The organism is Thioclava sp. NG1 (assembly GCF_003122275.1).
GTDB lineage: Bacteria > Pseudomonadota > Alphaproteobacteria > Rhodobacterales > Rhodobacteraceae > Thioclava > Thioclava nitratireducens.
In genome coordinates, this window is the sequence record NZ_QFBB01000003.1 from 60,856 (window position 1) to 82,013 (window position 21,158).

At 62.9% G+C, this 21,158-nt stretch carries 15 protein-coding genes; 13 read left to right on the forward strand and 2 right to left on the reverse strand.

What is annotated here, in order from left to right:
• The first annotated feature begins 4 nt into the window (after positions 1-4).
• The 6 genes from DEM26_RS05875 to DEM26_RS05900 are packed head-to-tail and all read left to right on the forward strand — an operon-like array spanning position 5 to position 10,974.
• On the forward strand, positions 5-2,401 hold the full coding sequence (locus tag DEM26_RS05875; RefSeq protein ID WP_075774800.1) for a glycogen/starch/alpha-glucan phosphorylase: 2,397 nt from the start codon (positions 5-7) through the stop codon (positions 2,399-2,401).
• Positions 2,402-2,414: 13 nt separating this feature from the next.
• Positions 2,415-4,559 carry a 1,4-alpha-glucan branching protein GlgB gene (glgB, locus tag DEM26_RS05880; protein ID WP_088722773.1) on the forward strand — a complete coding sequence of 715 codons (2,145 nt, stop codon included), beginning with the start codon at positions 2,415-2,417 and terminating at the stop codon, positions 4,557-4,559.
• 26 nt (positions 4,560-4,585) lie between these two features.
• On the forward strand, positions 4,586-5,857 hold the full coding sequence (gene glgC, locus DEM26_RS05885; RefSeq protein WP_075774802.1) for a glucose-1-phosphate adenylyltransferase: 1,272 nt from the start codon (positions 4,586-4,588) through the stop codon (positions 5,855-5,857).
• A 58-nt stretch (positions 5,858-5,915) separates the two neighbouring features.
• Positions 5,916-7,337 carry a glycogen synthase GlgA gene (gene glgA / locus DEM26_RS05890; protein ID WP_109171941.1) on the forward strand — a complete coding sequence of 474 codons (1,422 nt, stop codon included), beginning with the start codon at positions 5,916-5,918 and terminating at the stop codon, positions 7,335-7,337.
• Complete coding sequence (glgX, locus tag DEM26_RS05895) at positions 7,334-9,352, forward strand: glycogen debranching protein GlgX (RefSeq protein WP_109171942.1); 2,019 nt, start codon at positions 7,334-7,336, stop codon at positions 9,350-9,352. The genes glgA and glgX overlap by 4 nt, the downstream gene beginning before the upstream one ends.
• Complete coding sequence (locus DEM26_RS05900) at positions 9,349-10,974, forward strand: alpha-D-glucose phosphate-specific phosphoglucomutase (protein ID WP_109171943.1); 1,626 nt, start codon at positions 9,349-9,351, stop codon at positions 10,972-10,974. The genes glgX and DEM26_RS05900 overlap by 4 nt, the downstream gene beginning before the upstream one ends.
• Positions 10,975-11,096: 122 nt before the next feature.
• On the opposite strand, the gene DEM26_RS05905 is transcribed toward DEM26_RS05900, so the two are convergent.
• On the reverse strand, positions 11,097-12,068 hold the full coding sequence (locus DEM26_RS05905) for a quinone oxidoreductase family protein (RefSeq protein ID WP_109171944.1): 972 nt from the start codon (positions 12,066-12,068) through the stop codon (positions 11,097-11,099).
• A 47-nt stretch (positions 12,069-12,115) separates the two neighbouring features.
• Complete coding sequence (gene cbbR, locus DEM26_RS05910; RefSeq protein ID WP_109171945.1) at positions 12,116-13,045, reverse strand: LysR family regulator CbbR; 930 nt, start codon at positions 13,043-13,045, stop codon at positions 12,116-12,118.
• 107 nt (positions 13,046-13,152) lie between these two features.
• Between cbbR and DEM26_RS05915 the strand changes: the two genes are divergently transcribed.
• From DEM26_RS05915 to DEM26_RS05945, 7 genes are all read left to right on the forward strand, one after another.
• Entirely contained in the window at positions 13,153-14,148 is a 996-nt protein-coding gene (locus tag DEM26_RS05915) for a class 1 fructose-bisphosphatase (RefSeq protein WP_075774808.1), read from the forward strand.
• 3 nt (positions 14,149-14,151) lie between these two features.
• Positions 14,152-15,024, forward strand: coding sequence for a phosphoribulokinase (locus tag DEM26_RS05920; protein ID WP_088722779.1), 873 nt, complete (start codon positions 14,152-14,154; stop codon positions 15,022-15,024).
• 17 nt (positions 15,025-15,041) lie between these two features.
• Positions 15,042-17,015 (forward strand): transketolase, encoded by a 1,974-nt coding sequence (tkt, locus tag DEM26_RS05925; RefSeq protein WP_109172130.1) that lies wholly within the window; start codon positions 15,042-15,044, stop codon positions 17,013-17,015.
• Positions 17,016-17,028: 13 nt separating this feature from the next.
• Positions 17,029-18,030 carry a type I glyceraldehyde-3-phosphate dehydrogenase gene (gene gap / locus DEM26_RS05930; RefSeq protein ID WP_109171946.1) on the forward strand — a complete coding sequence of 334 codons (1,002 nt, stop codon included), beginning with the start codon at positions 17,029-17,031 and terminating at the stop codon, positions 18,028-18,030.
• Between the two features lie 58 nt (positions 18,031-18,088).
• A complete protein-coding gene (gene fba / locus DEM26_RS05935) occupies positions 18,089-19,168 on the forward strand; it encodes a class II fructose-bisphosphate aldolase (RefSeq protein WP_088718603.1) in 1,080 nt (359 codons plus the stop codon).
• 71 nt (positions 19,169-19,239) lie between these two features.
• The gene (locus DEM26_RS05940; protein ID WP_088726541.1) at positions 19,240-20,673 is read left to right on the forward strand and encodes a form I ribulose bisphosphate carboxylase large subunit; all 1,434 of its coding nucleotides are present in this window, start codon (positions 19,240-19,242) and stop codon (positions 20,671-20,673) included.
• Between the two features lie 41 nt (positions 20,674-20,714).
• Positions 20,715-21,080, forward strand: coding sequence for a ribulose bisphosphate carboxylase small subunit (locus tag DEM26_RS05945; RefSeq protein WP_075774814.1), 366 nt, complete (start codon positions 20,715-20,717; stop codon positions 21,078-21,080).
• Positions 21,081-21,158: the final 78 nt, after the last annotated feature.

Here is a 21,158-nt window from a genome sequence, read left to right on the forward strand (position 1 = left end):
CCCCTTGAAAGACACCCAATTGCCCAGTGCCGAGACGGTTCGCGAAGAAATTTTGCACCACATCACATTTTCGATGGGCAAGGATCCCGATCACGCCTCGGTCTATGACTGGCGCATGGCACTGAGCCTCGCGATACGCGACCGGGTCGTGGCACCGTGGTTCGCGGCCACCCGCCGCACCTGGGAGGAGAAGCGCAAGCGGGTCTACTATCTCTCGATGGAATTCCTGATCGGGCGGATGCTGGAAGATGCCGCGATCAATCTCGGGCTGCGTGCGATTTGCCGCGAGGCGATCGAAGGGTTGGGGCAGGACTGGGAGACGGTGGTCGAGAACGAACCGGATGCCGCGCTTGGCAATGGCGGGCTGGGGCGGCTGGCGGCGTGCTACATGGAGAGCATGGCGACGCTGGGCTGCCCGGGCTACGGCTACGGCATCCGCTACGAGCACGGCCTCTTCAAGCAGCGCTTCGAGGGCGGGCGTCAGGTCGAGACGCCGGAGGATTGGCTCAAGCAGCGTCATCCGTGGGAATTCGAGCGTCCCGAGGCGGCCTACGAGATCGGCTTCAAGGGCCATGTCGAGACGCTGGACGGCAAGCCGCATTGGATCCCCGGCGAGACGGTGCTGGCCGAGGCCTATGACATGCCGATCATCGGCTGGGAGGGCAAATGGGCGAACACGCTGCGGCTGTGGTCGGCCAAGCCCACCGAGCTCTTCGACCTCGCGCGGTTCAATCACGGCGATTACGCCGCCGCGGCCGAGCCCGAGGCGCTGGCGCGGACGTTGAGCCGCGTGCTTTACCCGGATGACACGACCTATGCGGGCAAGGAGCTGCGGCTCAAACAGGAGTATTTCCTGACCTCCGCCGCGCTGCAGGACATCATGCGCCGGCATCTGGCTTCGGGCTATACGCTCGAAGAGCTGCCGGACTATGTCGCGATCCAGATGAACGACACGCATCCGGCGATCGCCGGGCCGGAACTGATCCGCATCCTCGTCGATCTGCATGACATGGAGTTCGAGACCGCGCTCGAGATCACGATGCAATGTCTGGGCTATACCAACCACACGCTGCTGCCTGAAGCGCTCGAACGCTGGGCGACCTATCTGATGGGCACGGTGTTGCCGCGCCATATGCAGATCATCGAGAAGATCGACAGTTGGCACCGCCGCACCTATCCGAAACGCGCGCATTTCGTGGGGATCGTGAAGCATCAGGAAGTGCGGATGGGCGAGCTGGCCTTCATCACCTCGCACAAGGTGAACGGTGTATCGGCGCTGCATACCGAGCTGATCAAGCGCAACCTCTTTCCCGAGCTCGACGCGCTGCATCCGGGGCGGATCATCAACCAGACCAACGGGATCACGCCGCGCCGCTGGCTGCGGATGGCGAACCCGGCGCTGTCCCACCTCATCATCGACACGATCGGCGAGGGCTGGGAGGCCGATCTCGACAAGCTGCGCACGCTCGAGCCTTACGCCGATGACGCGGGCTTCCGCGAGGCCTTCATGGGCGCGAAACGCCATAACAAGGTGCATCTCGCGGAGTGGGTGCACGAAAGCCAAGGGATCACCATTGACCCCGACGCGATCTTCGACATTCAGGTCAAGCGCATCCACGAATACAAGCGCCAGCTACTGAACATCCTGCAGACCATCGCGGACTGGCATGCGATCCGCGAGAACCCGCAGGCCGATTTCCAGCCGCGCGTGAAATTCTTCGGCGGTAAGGCCGCGCCGGGCTATCACACCGCGAAACAGATCATACGGCTGATCAACGACGTGGCGCGGGTGGTGAACAATGACCCTTACGTCGATGGGCGCCTCAAGATAGTCTATCCGCCGAACTACAACGTCTCCATGGCCGAAAGACTGATCCCGGCCGCCGATCTGTCAGAACAGATCTCGACTGCGGGCAAGGAAGCCTCCGGCACCGGCAACATGAAGTTCGCATTGAACGGTGCGCTGACCATCGGCACGCTCGATGGCGCGAATGTGGAAATCCGTGAACAGGTCGGCGCGGAGAACTTCTTCCTCTTCGGCATGACCGCCGACGAGGTGATGGAGCGCCGCCGCGATCCCGAACATGCGCGCAACGCGATCCTTGAAAGCCAGCCTTTGCAGGACGTTTTGCAGATGATCGCCGAGGGACGTTTCTCTCCGGAGGAACCAGAACGCTATCACGATCTTGTTCATAACATGTGGCACAGCGATTATTTCCTCGTTGCCTCCGATTTCGAGGCCTACCGGACCGCCCAGAAAGAGGTGGACACGGCCTTCGCCGATCGCGCAGGCTGGGCGAAGATGGCTGTTTTGAACACCGCGCGGATGGGGTTCTTCTCCTCCGACCGGGCAATCAAGGGCTACATGGACGAGATTTGGACCACGCGATCTGCCCTGTGAACCAAGGAGCGATATGACACTTTCCCGCGACGAGGCCGAAGCGCTGATCGAAGCGCATCATCCCGACCCGTTTTCCGTGCTGGGTCTTCATGACGGGAAAATCGTGGCACTCGTGCCCGGGGCGGACGAGGTCTGGGCGCTCGGGAAAAAGGACGTCGCGCTGGAGCCTGTGGTGCCCGGGGTCTTCGCCGGAAATTGGAGCGAGAAAACCTATTGTCTGCGCGCGCGACGCGACCAGACGACATGGGATTTCGACGACCCTTACAGCTTCGCGCCGGTGCTTGGACCGATCGACGAGTATCTGATCGGGGAGGGGACGCATAAGCGTCTCTGGGAGAAGCTCGGCGCCCATGCGATCACCCACCAAGGCGTCGAAGGCGTCCATTTCGCGGTCTGGGCGCCCAATGCGCGCCGGGTCTCGGTCGTGGGTGAGTTCAATTTCTGGGACGGGCGGCGCCACCAGCTGCGCCGGATCGGTGCGTCCGGTGTGTGGGAGATCTTCGTCCCCGGCATCCATGAAGGCGCGCTCTACAAGTACGAATTGCTCGACGCCGAGGGCACGGTGCTGCCGCTGAAGGCGGACCCGGTCGGCTTCGGCGCGGAGCATCCGCCTGCGCAGGCCTCGGTCGTGCGCAAGCTGGGGCTGCACCGCTTCGGTGACAGCGCATGGTGCCAGACCCGGGCCGAGGCGCAGGAACGTCACGCGCCGATCTCGGTCTACGAGGTACACCTGGGTTCGTGGATGCGGATCTGGGACGATGGGGGCAGGCCGCTCTCGTACCACGAGTTGGCCGAGAAGCTGGTAGATTACGTTTGCGACATGGGTTTCACCCATATCGAGTTGCTTCCCATTACCGAACACCCGTTCGACGGCTCCTGGGGCTATCAGCCGATCGGGCTTTACGCCCCGACGATCCGCCATGGCCGCCCCGAAGAATTCGCGGAGTTCGTCGATGCCGCACACCGGAAAGGGCTCGGCGTCATCCTCGACTGGGTGCCGGGCCATTTCCCGACCGACGATCACGGGTTGAGACATTTCGACGGCACGGCGCTTTACGAGCATGCCGACCCGAAAGAGGGCTTCCATCAGGACTGGAATACGCTGATCTACAATTACGGGCGGCGGGAAGTGTCCAACTACCTGCTTGCCAACGCATTGTTCTGGCTGGAGGAATATCACCTCGACGGGCTGCGCGTCGATGCGGTGGCCTCGATGCTCTACCGCGATTACTCCCGGGCGGCGGGCGAATGGGTGCCCAACAAATATGGCGGGCGCGAGAATCTCGAGGCGATCGAATTCCTGCAGAACATGAACGCGGCCTCTTACGGCGGCGCGGAAGGCATCATGACGGTGGCCGAGGAAAGCACCGCCTATCCCGGGGTCACGCGGCCCGTGCATGAGGGCGGGCTCGGTTTCGGCTACAAGTGGAACATGGGCTGGATGAATGACAGCCTGCGCTATTTCGCGCGCGATCCGCTTTATCGCAAATTTCACCATAACGAGCTGACCTTCGCGAGCTCGTACGTTTACAGCGAGAATTTCATTCTGCCGATCAGCCATGACGAGGTCGTGCACGGCAAAGGCTCGATGCTCGGCAAGATGCCGGGAAGCGAGCCCGAGAAATACGCCAACCTCCGGGCCTTCTACGCCTTCCAATGGGCGCATCCGGGCAAGAAGCTTCTCTTCATGGGGCAGGAATTTGGCCAGTGGTCGGAATGGAGCCACGAGCGCGAACTGGACTGGTATCTTCTGAACGATCCGCGCCACGAGGGGCTGCGCGCGCTGGTGCGTGACCTCAACCGGCTCTACCGCGACACGCCCGCGCTGCATTGGGGCGATTGCGAGCCGCAGGGTTTCGAGTGGATCGCGGCCAACGATTCCGAGGCCTCGGTCTTCATCTTCGAACGCCGCGCGCCCGGCTCCGATCCGGTCGTGGTCGTCGCGAACCTGACCCCGGTCGAACGCAGCTACCGCATCGGTCTGCCCCAGAGCGGCGAATGGTGCGAGATTTTGAACACGGATTCCGAATTCTATGGCGGTGGCAACCGCGGCAATCTCGGCGCGATCGCCGCTGAAGACCACGCCCATGGCCGCTGCGCCCATAGCGCGGAGGTATATTTGCCGCCGCTGTCAGTCGTGATGTTCACGCCCGCATAAGCGGTGCCCAGAGGAGGGGGAGGATTATGAAACCACAGCCCAACACGCGCCTGAGCGCACAGGCCATGGCCTTCGTGCTGGCGGGCGGCCGCGGGAGTCGCCTCAAGGAGCTCACCGACAGGCGCGCGAAACCCGCGGTCTATTTCGGCGGCAAGACCCGGATCATCGATTTCGCTCTGTCGAACGCGCTCAATTCCGGCATCCGCAAGATGGCCATCGCCACGCAATACAAGGCGCATTCGCTGATCCGCCACATCCAGCGCGGCTGGGATTTCTTCCGCGCCGAGCGGAACGAATATCTCGACATCCTGCCCGCAAGCCAGCGCGTAGCCGATAGCCGCTGGTATGCGGGCACCGCCGATGCGGTCGCTCAGAACATTGATATCGTAGAAGATTACGGCGTGAAATACGTCATCATCCTTGCCGGCGACCATATCTACAAGATGGATTACGAGGTGATGCTGCGCCAGCATGTCGAGACCAAGGCCGATGTCACCATCGGCTGCCTGACGGTGCCGCGCATGGAAGCGACCGCCTTTGGCGTGATGGCCATCGACAAGACCGGCCAGGTCACCGATTTCCTCGAAAAGCCCGCCGATCCGCCCGGCATGCCCGGCGATCCCGATCACGCGCTGGCCTCGATGGGGATCTATGTCTTCGACTGGGAATTCCTGCGCGAATTGTTGATCCGCGACATGGAGGATCCGAATTCAAGCCACGATTTCGGTCATGACCTGATCCCGCAGATCGTCAAGCACGGCAAGGCTATGGCGCATAAGTTCTCGGATAGCTGCGTGACGACGGGACTGGAGACCGAGCCTTACTGGCGCGACGTCGGTACGGTCGACGCGTTCTGGCAGGCCAATATCGACCTCACGGATTTTACGCCGAAGCTAGACCTCTATGACACCGAATGGCCGATCTGGACCTATGCCGAGATCGTGCCGCCCGCGAAATTTATCCACGATGAGGACGGACGACGGGGCTCTGCGATCTCCTCGCTGGTTTCTGGCGATTGCATCGTCTCGGGTGCGGAGGTGCGCAATTCACTGCTTCATACGGGCGTGCGTGCGCATAGTTTCGCAAGCCTCGAGGAGGCGGTGGTGCTGCCTTACGTCGATATCGGGCGACATGCGCGGCTCAGCCAATGCGTGATCGACCGCGGCGTGCAAATCCCCGCAGGCCTTGTCGTGGGCGAGGATCCGGAAGAAGACGAGAAGTGGTTCCGCCGGTCGGAAGGCGGGGTCGTGCTGATTACGCAGGCGATGCTCGACAAACGCGCGGCGGCATTGGACTAACTGGGGTGGATAGCGGGGCGCTGCCCCGCACCCCGGGATATTTGGAAAGAGCGAAGACATGAAACGCGTGCTCTCGGTTGCGTCAGAAGCGGTTCCACTGATCAAGACGGGCGGTCTGGCCGATGTGGCAGGTGCGTTGCCCGCCGCTCTCAAAGGGCAGGGCTGGGAGATGTGGGTGATGATCCCGGCCTATCGCGGAATCCTGAAAAAGCTGAAATCGCCGAAACCAGTATGGGAAAGCGAGAGCCTCTATGGCGGTCCGGCGCGGCTGGTGCTGGGCAAGGCGGGCGGCATGGAGGTTCTGGCTCTGCAGGCCGACCATCTGTTTGACCGTGACGGGGGCCCGTATTCCGAAGACGGGCGCGACTATCCCGACAATGCCGAACGCTTCGCAGCCCTCAGTTTCGTCGCCGCCGAGATCGCGCGCGAGGGCGCGGGCAAATGGCAGCCCGATCTGGTGCATTGCCACGATTGGCAGACCGGGCTCGTGCCATGGTATCTGCGCGGCACCGGGATCCCGACCGTGATGACAATCCACAACATCGCGTTTCAGGGCCGGTTCGGCCGCGACAAGCTGGCAGCCCTCGGGCTGCAGGCGTGGGATTTCACCCGCGAAGGCGTGGAGTTCTGGGGCGACATCTCGACGCTCAAGGCTGGGTTGGTTGCGGCGAGCGCAATCACCACGGTCAGCCCGCGTTATGCCGACGAGTTGATGCGCGGCGAGTTCGGCATGGGTTTGGAAGGTGTCATTCAGGCCCGCGCGGGCGATCTGCACGGTATCCTCAACGGCATCGATCTGGAGGTCTGGAATCCTGAGGCCGATCCGGAGGCGACGTGTTTCTCGGCTACGAAGCTCGGTGGGAAATCTAATAATCGCAAGGCCTTGGAAGCCGAGTTTGAACTGGATGCGCCGGGGCCGCTTGCGATTCTGATTTCGCGCCTGACAGCGCAGAAGGGGATGGATCTGATCGCCCCGGCGCTCGAGCCCTATCTCGAAGCGGGCGGTGGCCTTGCCGTGCTTGGATCGGGCGATGGCTGGGCCGAGGATGCGATGCGCGAGCTTGCTGCGCGCCATCCCGGTCGGGTTGGCGTGAAGATCGGCTATGACGAGGCGCTGAGCCACCGGATGTATGCGGGCGGCGACGCGGTGCTGGTGCCCTCGCGGTTCGAGCCCTGCGGGCTGACGCAGCTTTACGGGCTGCGTTATGGCTGTATCCCGGTGGTCTCTGCCGTCGGCGGTCTGGCCGATACGGTGGTGGGCGCAACGCCCGCGACAGAAGCCGCAGGCGCATCGACCGGCATCGTATTCCATCCCGTTGACGATCTGGCGCTGCGGCAGGCGCTGATGAAGTTGATCGCGCTTTACGGCGATCGAAAAGGCTGGTCCGCGATGCAGCGCCGCGCGATGAAAACCGACTGGGGCTGGGAGCGGTCAGCCGCGCGCTATGCCGCGCTGTATGACGACCTTGTCGCTCGATGAAGATCACCCCAGGGAAACCGGACCCGCTGGGCGCGACGCCCTGCGAAGGTGGCGTGAATTTCGCGCTTGCCTCGGCCCATGCCGAGAGGGTGGAGCTATGCCTGTTCAACGGAGAGAAGGAAGAACGCATAGACTTGCCGGGACGTTCGGGGCCGATCTGGCATGGCCTCGTCGAGGGGCTCAATCCGGGCGCACGCTATGGCTACCGGGTGCATGGGCCCTGGGCCCCCGAAGCTGGACATCGGTTCAATCCGGCGAAGCTGCTGATCGACCCCTACGCGCGGCAGATCGACTCGAAGATCAGCTGGCAAGCACCTATGCAATATGGAAAATCCAGGCCAGACCGGCGAAACAGTGCGAGCGTTGTGCCGAAGTCGGTCGTGACCGATATCGAGCGGCCCAAATGGGATCGCCCGCGCCACAGCTGGTCGGAAACAGTGATCTACGAGGCCCATCCCAGGGGGCTGACGATGACCCATCCGGACGTGCCCGTGGCGCTGCGCGGCACATGGGCAGGGCTCGCCTCTGATCCGATCCTGTCGCATCTCGCCGATCTTGGGATCACCGCGATCGAGCTGCTGCCGAGCTGCGCCTATCTCGACGACCGCTTCCTGGTCGAGAAGGGGTTGAGCAACTACTGGGGCTACCAGCCGATCGCCAATTTCGCGCCCGAGCCGCGCTATTCCGGGCCAGATCCGCGCGACGAATTCCGCGACATGGTGCGGCGCTTCCATGGGGCCGGGATCGAGGTGATCCTTGATGTCGTCTACAACCATACGGGTGAGGGCAACGCGGTCGGGCCGATGCTCAGCCTTCGCGGCCTCGACAATGCGAGCTATTACCGCCTGACACCGGACGGCGCCTATATCGACGAGACCGGAACGGGTAATACGCTGGACCTGTCGAACCCGCTTTGCCTGCGTCTGGTGATGGATTGCCTGCGCCATTGGGTCGAGGAGATGGGCATCGATGGCTTCCGCTTTGATCTGGCCGCGACGCTCGCGCGCGGATCGTCGGGGGCGGTCGAGGCGCATTCGCAATTTCTCACCGCGATCGAGCAGGATCCCGTCCTGCGGAGCGTGAAGCTGATCGCGGAGCCGTGGGATATCGGGCCGGGCGGCTATTACCTCGGTGGCTTCCCGCATCCGTTCGCCGAATGGAACGACCGTTTCCGTGACGACGCGCGGCGCTTCTGGCGCGGTGATCGTGGGATGGCGGGCGATCTGGCGCGACGCGTCGCGGGCTCGGCGGAGATCTTCGACCAGATGGGGCGGCCCGCGACGGCATCGGTGAATTTCATCACCGCGCATGACGGATTTACGCTGCAAGACCTCGTCTCCTATGGCGAAAAGCAGAACCTCGCGAATGGCGAGGAAAACCGCGATGGCCATGATGCGAACTTCTCTGAGGCGCTCGAGGACCCTGAGGCGCAGGCTTTGCGCAAACGCGCGTTGCTCGCGACGTTGCTGATGAGCCAAGGCGTTCCGATGCTGCTGGCGGGCGACGAGATCGGCAATTCTCAGGGCGGCAACAACAATGCCTATGCGCAGGATAACGAGGTCGGTTGGATCGATTGGAGTGGACCTGACGAGACTTTAACAACATTCGTCAAACGCTTGATAGAGATACGAAAAAATCACCGCGTCTTGCGGCAGAACCGCTATCTGCATTCGCTGATCCGCAAGCAGGACGGGATGCGCGATCTGATCTGGCGGCTCGCCTCGGGGCACGAACCCGAGCCGCATGATTGGAACGATCCCGAACTGCGCTGCATCGGTGTCGAGATCCGTGGCGCCGCCGAGGGGCCGGCAGGCGAGGCCGGGAGCGAAGCGGTCTATGTGATCCTCAACGCAGGGCCCAAACAACGGGTGCAGTTACCTCCCGGTCGCTGGACCTGCTTGATCGATTCCGCGTTTCCTGAACGGGAGGCGGAACAATTGGGCGCCCCTGAGGCTTGCCTTGCCGCACAATCCGTTCAAGTCTTTACCCGCGCAACAGTGCAGGAGAAATCATGACCCGCCACGCGACCCAGCCCATCGACGGCCAGAAACCCGGAACCTCGGGGCTGCGCAAGAAAACCCGCGTTTTCATGCAGCCGAACTATCTCGAGAACTTCGTGCAATCGACCTTCGACGCGATCGGCGGCGTGCGGGGCAAGACTTTGGTTCTTGGCGGTGACGGGCGCTATTTCGGGCGTGAAGCTGCGAGTACGATCCTGAAAATGGCGGCTGCCAATGGGGCCGCGCGGATGATCGTGGGGCAGGGTGCGTGGCTCTCGACGCCCGCCGCCTCGAACCTGATCCGGCAGCGTCAGGCGAACGGCGGCATCATCCTCTCGGCCAGCCACAATCCGGGCGGCCCGGACGAGGATTTTGGCGTCAAATACAATAGCTCCAATGGCGGTCCAGCGCCGGAGTCGATCACTTCGGCGATCCACAAACGCACGCAGGAGATCACCGAATATCATCTGATCGACGCGGCAGACCCGGATTTGGACAGCGTCGGTGAGACGAAACTGGGAGAGATGACCGTCGAAGTCGTCGACCCCGTGACCGCCTATGCCGACCTGATGGAAACGATATTCGATTTCAACGCTTTGCGCGATGTCTTTAAGGCGGGGTTCCGGATGCGGATGGACTCGATGTGCGCCATCACCGGACCTTACGCGGTCGAGATCTTCGAGAACCGTCTCGGTGCGCCGGCGGGGACCGTGACCCATGGCACGCCGTTGCCGGATTTCGGCGGTATGCATCCCGATCCGAACCCGACCTGGGCGCATGAGTTGATGGACGAGATGATGGGCGAAAACGCCCCGGATTTCGGCGCGGCGTCGGATGGCGATGGCGACAGGAACATGATCCTTGGCGCGGGCACTTATGTCTCGCCGTCGGACAGTCTTGCTGTGCTGGCCGCAAATGCGCATCTCGTTCCGGGCTACAAGGACGGGCTGAAGGGCGTCGCGCGCTCGATGCCGACCTCTGCGGCGGCGGACCGGGTGGCCGAGGCGCTTGGCCTCGATTGCTACGAGACGCCGACGGGCTGGAAGTTTTTCGGCAATCTGATGGATGCGGGGCGCGTGTCGCTCTGTGGCGAGGAGAGCTTCGGCACGGGCTCCGACCATGTGCGCGAGAAGGACGGGCTATGGGCGGTGCTGATGTGGCTCAACATCCTTGCCGCGCGGAAGATGTCGGTGGCCGAGATCATGGCCGATCATTTCGCGCGCTATGGCCGCAACTACTATTCGCGCCACGATTACGAGGCGCTGCCGACCGAGCAGGCAGAGGCGATGCTGGACGATCTGCGCGCTCGTCTCGGAGAGCTGAAAGGGACGCAGGTCGAAGGGCTTACGGTCGAAAGCTCAGACGAGTTTTCCTATACTGATCCGGTCGATGGCTCGGTCGCGGAAGGTCAGGGTTTCCGTATTCTGTTCGAAGGCGGCTCGCGCGTCGTGCTGCGGCTGTCGGGCACGGGCACCGAGGGCGCGACGCTGCGCGTGTATCTCGAGCGCTATGCACCTGGACCGGATGGGCTGGACCATGATCCGCAAGAGGCGCTGGCACCGATCATCCGGGCGACCGAGACGTTGGTGGGGATCCGAGAGCGCACGGGGCGCGAGAAACCCGACGTCATCACCTGATCCCGTCAGGCGGTAAATCCAGCCGCAAAACAAAGTCGGGGGGTGAAATCGCCCCCCGTTTTCATACTACATTAATACCTATAATCGGTATTATGTAAATTATGATTGCGGTTTGACGCCCACTATGGGGTCAAAACCGTGCTCCCGACCGTTTTCCGGCCCTCCAGCGCCTCATGGGCTGCAGCAACATCCTCCAGAGAAAATGTCTGTGGCACGTCGATCTTGATGTCGCCTTTTCCAATCATCTCAAAGAGTTCTGCGGCGGAGTTTCGTAGCCACCCCGGCTGATCCGTGTGTTGGAACAAGGTTGGACGCGTCAGGAACAGCGAGTTACGCGCAAGATCGCCGATCTTGAACTGATCCGCCGGTCCCGAACTTTGTCCGAAGCACACCAGCGTGCCGAAGCGCTTGAGCACATCGAGCGACGTCATCAGCGTATCGGCGCCAACCGAGTCATAGACCGCCGCGACGCCTGCGCCGTCGGTGAGCCGTTTGACCTCTGCGCCGAAATCCTCGGACCGGTAATCGATCACCGCGTCATAACCGTGCTCGAGCGCACGCGCGCATTTCTCAGGCCCGCCAGCCGTACCGATCGCGCGTACGCCTTTGGCCTTGAGCCATTGACCCGCGATCGAGCCGACGCCCCCTGCAGCCGCGTGGAAAAGCACGGTGTCACCGGACTTTACAGGATACGAGTGATGAATCAGGTAATGCACGGTCAGACCTTTAAGCATCACCGCTGCCGCGACTTCGTCGGAAATATCGTCCGGGATCGGCACCACGTTTTTCGCCGCGATCACCCGGTGGCTCGCATAAGCGCCGTTGGGCTGCGTATAGGCCACGCGCTGCCCGACCTGCAGATCGACGCCGTTGCCGACCGCCTCGATGACGCCCGCCGCTTCACCGCCGGTGATCAGGTCGCTCTCGACGGGCCACGGATAGAGGCCGGTACGGAAGTAAACATCAATGAAATTCAGACCGATAGCGGTATGTCTTAAGGTGATTTCACCGGGTCCGGGCTTGGGAACCTCTATTTCGATCTTGTGGAATTGGTCGCGCCCGCCGGGGCGCGCGATTGCCATCGCATAGGCCATGATATCCTCCCTGTTGCCGCGCAAAGGTACTCCGCGCGGCCCCGGCGTCAATCCGGGATCGGATGCGGCAGGAAGGCGCCGTTCATCTCGACGATCTCATCCCAGACGCGCAGCGCCAGTTCGCGCGGGCGTTCGCTCTCGCGGCGCACAAGGAACCAATGACGCATCAGCGGCAAACCAGGCGCCGGGATCAGCGCCAGACGTCCGGTCTCCAGCTCGTCCGTCACCGTGTGGAGGCTGAGAAACGCGATGCCGAGACCCGCCATCACCGCCTGCTTGATCGTCTCGTTGCTGTCCATCTCCAGCGTGTCATAGAGCCGCCCGTCACCGACCCGGTCGAGCCAGCGCGACATCAGGATCCGCGTCCCCGATCCTTCCTCGCGCGAGATGAAGGTCTCGCCGAAAAGCCGCTCGACATCGTCTGCCTTGGCGATCAGCGGATGGCCCGGCGGCGCGACCAACGCATGCGGATGCTGGCCGATCGGCTGCGCCACGACCGGCGGATGGCGCGGCGGTCGGCCCATCACGGCGATGTCGAAACTGCCGCGCTCGATCCCCTCGATAATGGCCGAACGGTTACCCACGCGCAGCGCGACCTCGATCTCGGGATGGGCGTCTTGCAGCATCTTCACCAGCCGCGGCGCGAAATACTTGCCGGTGGAGACGACGCCGAGCGTGATCCGACCCACCTGCCCCCGTGCGATGGCGCTCAGCGTCGCTTCGGCCTGCGACAAGTTGTCCTCGATCCGCAGCGCGCTCTCGCGCAGCGCTTTGCCTGCTTCGGTCAGCTCGGATCCGGCGCCATCAGCGGCACGCTGGATCAGCCTCATCCCGATCGCGTCCTCCAGTCCCCTGATTTGCGTATGAATTGCTGGGGTTGTGAGGTTCAGGCTCTCTCCGGCAGCCGTCAGCGAACCGCCGCGAGCCACCGCATCGAGCGCGCGCAATTGCTTCAGCGTCACAGCATTCATCCGCATTGGGTTTCAAATATCCTTAACGCACATTCCCTTTATTTAAATTTCATAAAAAACCGATCCGGGCAATGGTCTGGCTCACAAGAACATCGTCTTTGGAGGAGGAGAAGATGTCCGTGAGTTTCGACGGCCTCGGTATTTCTGCCGATCTTGCCGACACCATGACCCGCTTGACCAGCGTCGGCGCCCAGCTTGCCCGCATGATCGCGCGCAACGGGCTGGACGGAAATCTGGCGGAAGCGGCTGGCACCAATGCCGGTGGCGACGGGCAGAAAGCGCTCGACGTGATCGCGGACGAGGCCTTCATGGCCGCGCTGCGCGGTGGTGCGGTGCGCCATTACGCCTCGGAAGAGCAGGACGAGGTGGTCGATTTCGGGACCGGCACGCTCGCGCTCGCCATCGATCCGCTCGACGGGTCGTCCAATATCGACGTGAATGTCTCGATCGGCACGATCTTCTCGATCTTCGAGGCAGCCGACGACACGGAGGCCAGCTTCCTGCGTCCGGCGAACGAGCAGATCGCGGGCGGCTACATTATCTTCGGACCGCAGACCGCCCTAGTCGTGACCTTCGGGAAGGGTGTGCAGCAATGGGTTCTCGAGCCCGGAAGCGACATCTGGCGCCGCGTGGCCGATCCGAAGCCCCTGCCCTCCGAGACCTCGGAATACGCGATCAACGCCTCGAATTACCGCCACTGGCCGCAGCCGATCCGCGCCTTCATCGACGATCTGGTCGCCGGCGCCGAAGGCCCGCGCGGGCGCAACTTCAACATGCGCTGGATCGCGTCGCTGGTGGCCGAGACCCACCGCATCATCTCGCGCGGCGGCGTGTTCCTCTATCCCGGTGACGACCGCGAAGGCTACCAGCGCGGACGCCTGCGGCACGTCTACGAATGCGCGCCAATCGCGATGCTGATCGAGCAGCTCGGCGGCGAGGCCACCGACGGCGCCGATCCCATCATGTCCGCGACGCCCGACCGGCTGCATGCCCGCACGCCCTTCGTATTCGGCTCGGCCAGCAAGGTCGCCCGCGTCGCCGCCTATCACGACTTGCCGCAGGATGAAGCCCACGCGCTCTTCAATACCCGCGGCCTCTTCCGGAGCTGATACATGTCCAAGAAACACCCCATCATTTCCGTCGTCGGTTCCTCCGGTGCAGGTACCTCGACGGTGAAATCGACCTTCGACCAGATCTTCCGCCGCGAGGGAATTTCGGCGGTCTCGATCGAGGGGGACGCCTTCCACCGCTACAACCGCGCCGACATGAAGGAAGAGCTGCAGAAGCGGTACGACGCGGGCGATCAGGGCTTCTCCCACTTCTCCTACGAAGCCAATGAACTCAAAGAGTTGGAGCGCGTCTTTCGCGAATATGGCGAGACCGGCAAGGGCAAGACCCGGCATTACGTCCATGACGATGCCGAGGCCGAGAAATGGGGCACGCCACCCGGTCATTTCACCGACTGGAGCGATTTCGCCGACGAGTCCGATCTGCTTTTCTACGAAGGTCTGCACGGCTGCGTGGTCAATGACGAGGTGAACCTCTCGGCGCTGGCAGATCTGAAGATCGGCGTGGTTCCGGTGATCAACCTCGAATGGATCCAGAAGATCCATCGCGACCGGGCCTCCCGCGGCTATTCGACCGAAGCCGTCACCGACGTGATCCTGCGCCGCATGCACGCCTATGTGCATTGCATCACGCCGCAATTCACCGAGACGGATATCAATTTCCAGCGCGTGCCGGTCGTCGACACTTCGAACCCGTTCATCGCGCGCTGGATTCCGACCGCGGATGAGAGCCTCGTGGTGATCCGCTTCAAGAACCCGCGCGGGATCGATTTCCCTTATCTCACCTCGATGATCAACGGCTCGTGGATGAGCCGCGCCAACTCGATCGTCATTCCCGGCAACCGTCAGGATCTGGCCATGCAGCTGATCCTCACCCCCCTCATCGAGCGCCTCGTGCGCGAAGCGAAGCGGGCTTGAGAAGGATGAACAAGGCGATGAAAGATATTCAAATTACGCAAGAAACCCGGATGGCGAATGCGATCCGCGCGCTCGCGATGGATGCGGTGCAAAAGGCCAATTCTGGCCATCCCGGCATGCCGATGGGCATGGCCGATGTGGCGACGGTTCTGTTCAACCGCTTCATCAATATCGATCCCACCGCGCCGAAATGGCCCGATCGTGACCGCTTCGTGCTGTCGGCCGGGCACGGTTCGATGCTGCTCTACGCGATCAACCATCTGCTGGGCTATGAAGACATGGGCATGGACCAAATCAAGGCGTTCCGCCAGCTGGGTTCGCGCACCGCTGGTCACCCGGAATACGGCCATGCCGACGGGATCGAAGTGACCACCGGGCCGCTTGGTCAGGGTGTCGCGACCGCCGTGGGTATGGCGATAGCCGAGAAGATGAAGAACGCGCGCTATGGCGCCGATCTGGTTGATCATTTTACCTATGTCATCGCGGGCGACGGCTGCCTAATGGAAGGGATCAGCCACGAGGCGATCGACCTCGCGGGTCATCTGGCGCTCGGCAAGTTGATCGTGCTGTGGGACGACAATTCGATCACCATCGACGGCGACACCGATCTCTCCACCTCGATGGATCAGAAGGCGCGTTTCGCCGCCGCCGGCTGGCATGTCGTCGACTGCAACGGCCACAGCCCGACCGAGATCGCCGCTGCGATCGAGGCCGCGCGTCAGGATCCGCGCCCGTCGATGATCGCCTGCCGCACCATCATCGGCTTCGGTGCGCCCAACAAGCAAGGCGGCCACGATGTCCACGGCGCGCCGCTGGGTGACGCCGAGATCGCTGCCGCGCGCAAGCAACTGCATTGGGACCATCCGCCGTTCGAAATTCCGGCCGCGATCTACGAGGAATGGGGCCGGATCGCCTCGCGCGGCGCGCGGGCGCGGGCGGAATGGGAGACGAGGCTGAACGCCGCGACCGCTCGCGCCGACTTCGTCGCCGCAGAGGAGGCAGACACCAGCGCCCTGCCCGCCGCGATCGCCGTCTACAAGCGCAGGCTGTCGCAGGACAGGCCCAAGGTAGCGACCCGCAAGGCGAGCCAGATGGCGCTGGAAGTGGTCAACGCCACCCTGCCCTTCACCGTGGGCGGCTCGGCCGATCTGACCGGCTCGAACCTCACGAAATCCTCGGGCATGAAATCGATCACGCCTACCGATTTCACCGGCGATTACATCCATTACGGCATTCGCGAGCACGGCATGGCCGCTGCGATGAACGGTATCGTGCTCCATGGCGGGCTGCGGCCCTATGGGGGCACCTTCCTGGCCTTCGCCGATTACTGCCGCCCCGCAATTCGTTTGTCGGCACTGATGGGCGTGCCGACCTGCTATGTCATGACCCATGACTCGATCGGCCTCGGCGAGGACGGTCCCACCCATCAGCCGGTAGAGCATCTGGCCTCGCTCCGGGCCATTCCTAACCTGCTCGTGCTCCGACCAGCCGATGCGGTGGAGACCGCCGAGGCCTGGGAAATCGCCATGACCTCGACGGCCACGCCGACGATGATCGTGGCCTCGCGTCAGGGTCTGCCGACGGTTCGCATCGAACATACGGACGAGAACCTCACCGCCCGCGGCGCCTATCTGCTGCGCGCACCCGAGGCCCGCGACGTGACGCTGATCGCCACCGGCTCCGAAGTTGAAATCGCAATGGCCGCTGCCGAACAACTGGCCGAGCAAGGGATCAAGGCCGCGGTCGTCTCTGCGCCGTGTTTCGAGCTTTTCGAGAAACAGGACGCGGCCTATCGCGCCGAGGTTCTCGGCGATGCCCCGCGCGTCGGCTGCGAAGCCGCGATCCGTCAGGGCTGGGATCTCTTCCTGCGCCCCGAGGACCGCTTCGTGGGCATGACCGGTTTCGGTGCCTCGGCCCCTGCCCCGGCGCTCTACGAACACTTCAACATCACGTCCGAAGCGATTGTTTCGGATGCAAAAGAACTGATCTGAGGGACTAACGAGAATGACGGTTAAAGTTGCCATCAACGGGTTTGGACGTATCGGCCGCAACGTGCTGCGCGGGATCATCGAGTCGGGTCGCACCGATATCGAGGTGATCGCGATCAACGATCTCGGCCCGGTCGAGACGAACGCGCATCTGCTGCAATTCGACTCCGTGCACGGCAAATTCCCGCAGGAAGTCACGACCGGCGACGACTGGATCGACGCAGGCCGTGGCAAGATCAAGGTCACCGCGATCCGCGACCCGAAGGAGCTGCCCTGGGGCGACGTGGACATCGCGATGGAATGCACGGGCATCTTCACCGCGCGGGAGAAAGCTGCCTTCCACCTGGAGAACGGCTCGAAGCGCGTGCTCGTCTCGGCCCCGGCGGCCGGTGCTGACAAGACCATCGTTTACGGCGTGAACCACGGTGCGCTGACCAAGGACGATCTGGTCGTGTCGAACGCCTCCTGCACGACGAACTGCCTTTCGCCGGTCGCCAAGGCGCTCAACGACGCGATCGGCATCTCGAAAGGCTTTATGACGACGATCCACAGCTATACCGGCGACCAGCCGACGCTCGATACGATGCATCCCGACATGTATCGCGCCCGCGCCGCCGCGCTGTCGATGATCCCGACCTCGACCGGGGCCGCGAAGGCCGTGGGTCTGGTGCTGCCGGAACTCAACGGCAAGCTGGACGGTGTCGCGATCCGCGTGCCGACGCCGAATGTCTCGGTCGTCGATCTGGTATTCGAGGCCGCGAAAGATACCACTGTGGAAGAGGTCAACGCGGCTATCCGCGCGGCCGCTGACGGCCCCATGAAAGGCATCCTCGGCTATACCGACAAACCCAATGTTTCCAGCGACTTCAACCACGATCCTCACTCCTCGGTCTTCCACATGGATCAGACCAAGGTGATGGACGGCCGGATGGTGCGCATCCTCAGCTGGTACGACAACGAATGGGGCTTCTCCAACCGCATGGCCGACACCGCCGTCGCGATGGGAAAGCTCCTCTGACCGCGGCGCGACCGGTTAGGCCCGCAACGTAAGGCCCACAACGTAAGGAACACCTGATATGGCACTGATTACGCTCAGACAATTGCTCGATCACGCCGCGGAATACGGCTACGGCGTGCCGGCGTTCAACATCAACAACATGGAACAGGGTATCGCCATCATGAAGGCGGCGGCGAAATGCGACGCGCCCGTCATCATGCAGGCCTCGCGCGGTGCGCGCAGCTATGCTGGCGACATCATGCTGCGCCACATGATCCAGGCGCTGTCGGAGATGTATCCCGATATCCCGCTGTGCATGCATCAGGACCACGGCAATAACGAGGCCACCTGCCTCACCGCGATCCGCCACGGCTTCACCTCGGTGATGATGGACGGCTCGCTGAAAGAGGACATGAAGACCCCCGCCGATTGGGACTACAATGTCAGCATCACCAAGCGCGTGGCCGATATGGCTCATTGGGTGGGCGCTTCGGTCGAGGGCGAACTGGGCGTGCTCGGCAATCTCGAGACTGGAGAAGCGGCGGAGGAAGACGGCTCGGGCGCGGTTGGCAAACTCAGCCACGATCAGCTCTTGACCGATCCCGACGAGGCGCTGGATTTCGTCAAGCTCACCAAGGTCGATGCGCTGGCGATCGCCTGCGGCACCAGCCACGGCGCCTACAAGTTCTCGCGCAAGCCCACGGGCGACATCCTCGCGATCAGCCAGATCGAGAAGATCCATGCGAAGATCCCGAACGTCCATCTCGTGATGCACGGCTCGTCAAGCGTGCCGCAATATCTGCAGGACCTGATCAACGAGTCCGGCGGCGAGATGCCCCAGACCTACGGTGTCCCGGTCGAAGAGATCGAGCGCGGCATCAAGTCGGGCGTGCGCAAGGTGAATATCGACACCGATAACCGCATGGCGCTGACGGCACAGTTCCGCAAGGTCGCGCAAAGCAAGCCGACCGAATTCGACCCGCGCAAATTCATGATCCCCGCGATGGAAGAGATGGAGAAGCTCTGCCTCGACCGCTTCCAGCGCTTCGGCACCGCCGGGAATGCCAGCAAGATCAAGGTGATCGACCTCGACGACATGGCCAAGCGCTATGCCGAGGGATCGCTCGACCCGGTGATTTCCGCGGCCAAGGCCGCCTGACACACCCGCGATCCCGGCAGTCGAGCGCCCGGGGCCGCAGTTATCGGATTTAGGGAGACAAGGAGACCCCGATGAACCAGCATGCAAATCCCGGTAAATACAGCGCCGGCGTCAAGGAATACCGTGAAACCTATTGGGAGCCGAACTACACCCCCAAGGACAGCGACGTGCTCGCCGTCTTCAAGATCACGCCGCAGCCCGGCGTCCCGCGAGAGGAAGCCGCAGCCGCCGTCGCCGCAGAAAGCTCGACCGGCACCTGGACCACCGTCTGGACCGACCTGCTGACCGATCTCGACTACTATAAGGGTCGTGCCTACGCGATCGAGGACGTGCCGGGCGACGACGAGAGCTACTACGCTTTCATCGCTTACCCGATGGGTCTGTTCGAAGAGGGCTCGGTCGTCAACGTCTTCACCTCGCTCGTGGGCAACGTCTTCGGCTTCAAGGCCGTGCGGGCCCTGCGTCTGGAAGACGTGCGTTTCCCGCTGTGGTTCGTGACGACCTGTGACGGCCCGCCCCACGGCATTCAGGTCGAGCGCGACAAGCTCGACAAATACGGCCGTCCCTTCCTGGGGTGCACGATCAAGCCGAAGCTGGGTCTCTCGGCGAAGAACTACGGCCGCGCGGTCTACGAGGCGCTGCGGGGGGGACTCGACTTCACCAAGGATGACGAGAACATCAACTCGCAGCCCTTCATGCGCTGGCGTGACCGTTTCGAGTTCTGTCAGGAAGCGATCGAGAAGGCAGAGCGTGAGACCGGCGAGCGCAAGGGCCACTACCTGAACGTCACCGCGCCGAACATCGAAGAGATGTACAAGCGCGCCGAGTTCGCCAAGGAGATCGGGTCGCCGATCATCATGTCGGACTACCTGACGATGGGCTGGGCCGCGCAGGCCTCGCTGAGCCGCTGGTGCCGCGATAACGGCATGCTGCTGCACGTCCACCGCGCGATGCATGGCGTGATCGACCGCCACCCCAAGCACGGCATCAACTTCCGCGTTCTCGCGAAGATGCTGCGCCTTCTGGGCGGCGACCACCTGCACTCGGGCACCGTCGTCGGCAAGCTCGAAGGCGACCGCGAGGCGACGCTGGGCTGGATCGACCTGATGCGCGACAAATACGTCAAGGAAGACCGCTCGCGCGGCATCTTCTTCGATCAGGACTGGGGTCAGATGCCGGGCGTGCTCCCGGTGGCTTCGGGCGGCATCCACGTCTGGCACATGCCCGCGCTGGTCAACATCTTCGGCGATGACAGCTGCCTTCAGTTCGGCGGCGGCACGCTGGGCCACCCCTGGGGCAACGCCGCGGGCGCAGCGGCCAACCGCGTCGCGGTCGAGGCCTGCGTCAAGGCACGCAACGAGGGCCGCGATCTCGAGAAGGAGTCGAAAGACATCATGACCTCGGCCGCGAAGCACTCGCCCGAACTCAAGATCGCTATGGAGACGTGGAAAGAGATCAAGTTCGAGTTCGACACCGTGGACAAGCTGGACGTGGCGCACCGCTAAGGTGCGCCCCTCCCACCAACGCCTGAGAAAGGACTGACACCATGAGTGAAATGCAAGATTACGGCTCCCGCATCTCGGACCCGAACAGCCGCAAGATGGGCACCTTCTCCTATCTGCCCCAGCTCAGCGATGACGAGCTGCGCAAGCAGGTGGAATACATCGTCTCGAAGGGCTGGAACCCGGCCATCGAGCATACCGAGCCCGAGAACATGCGCTCGAACTTCTGGTACATGTGGAAGCTGCCGATGTTCGGGGAAACCGATGTCGATGCGATCTTCCGCGAGATCGAGATGTGCAAGAAGGCCAACCCGGGCAACCATGTCCGCCTCGTCGGCTACGACAACTTCAAGCAGACGCAGGGCACCTCGATGGTGGTGCACCGCGCCGACATGTCGGCCTCTGCCTGATCTGATACCGGGGCGGGCTGCCGATCGCGGCGGCCCGCCCTGCCCCATTTTTCCGGATTTTCCAGCGCGACGGAGAGC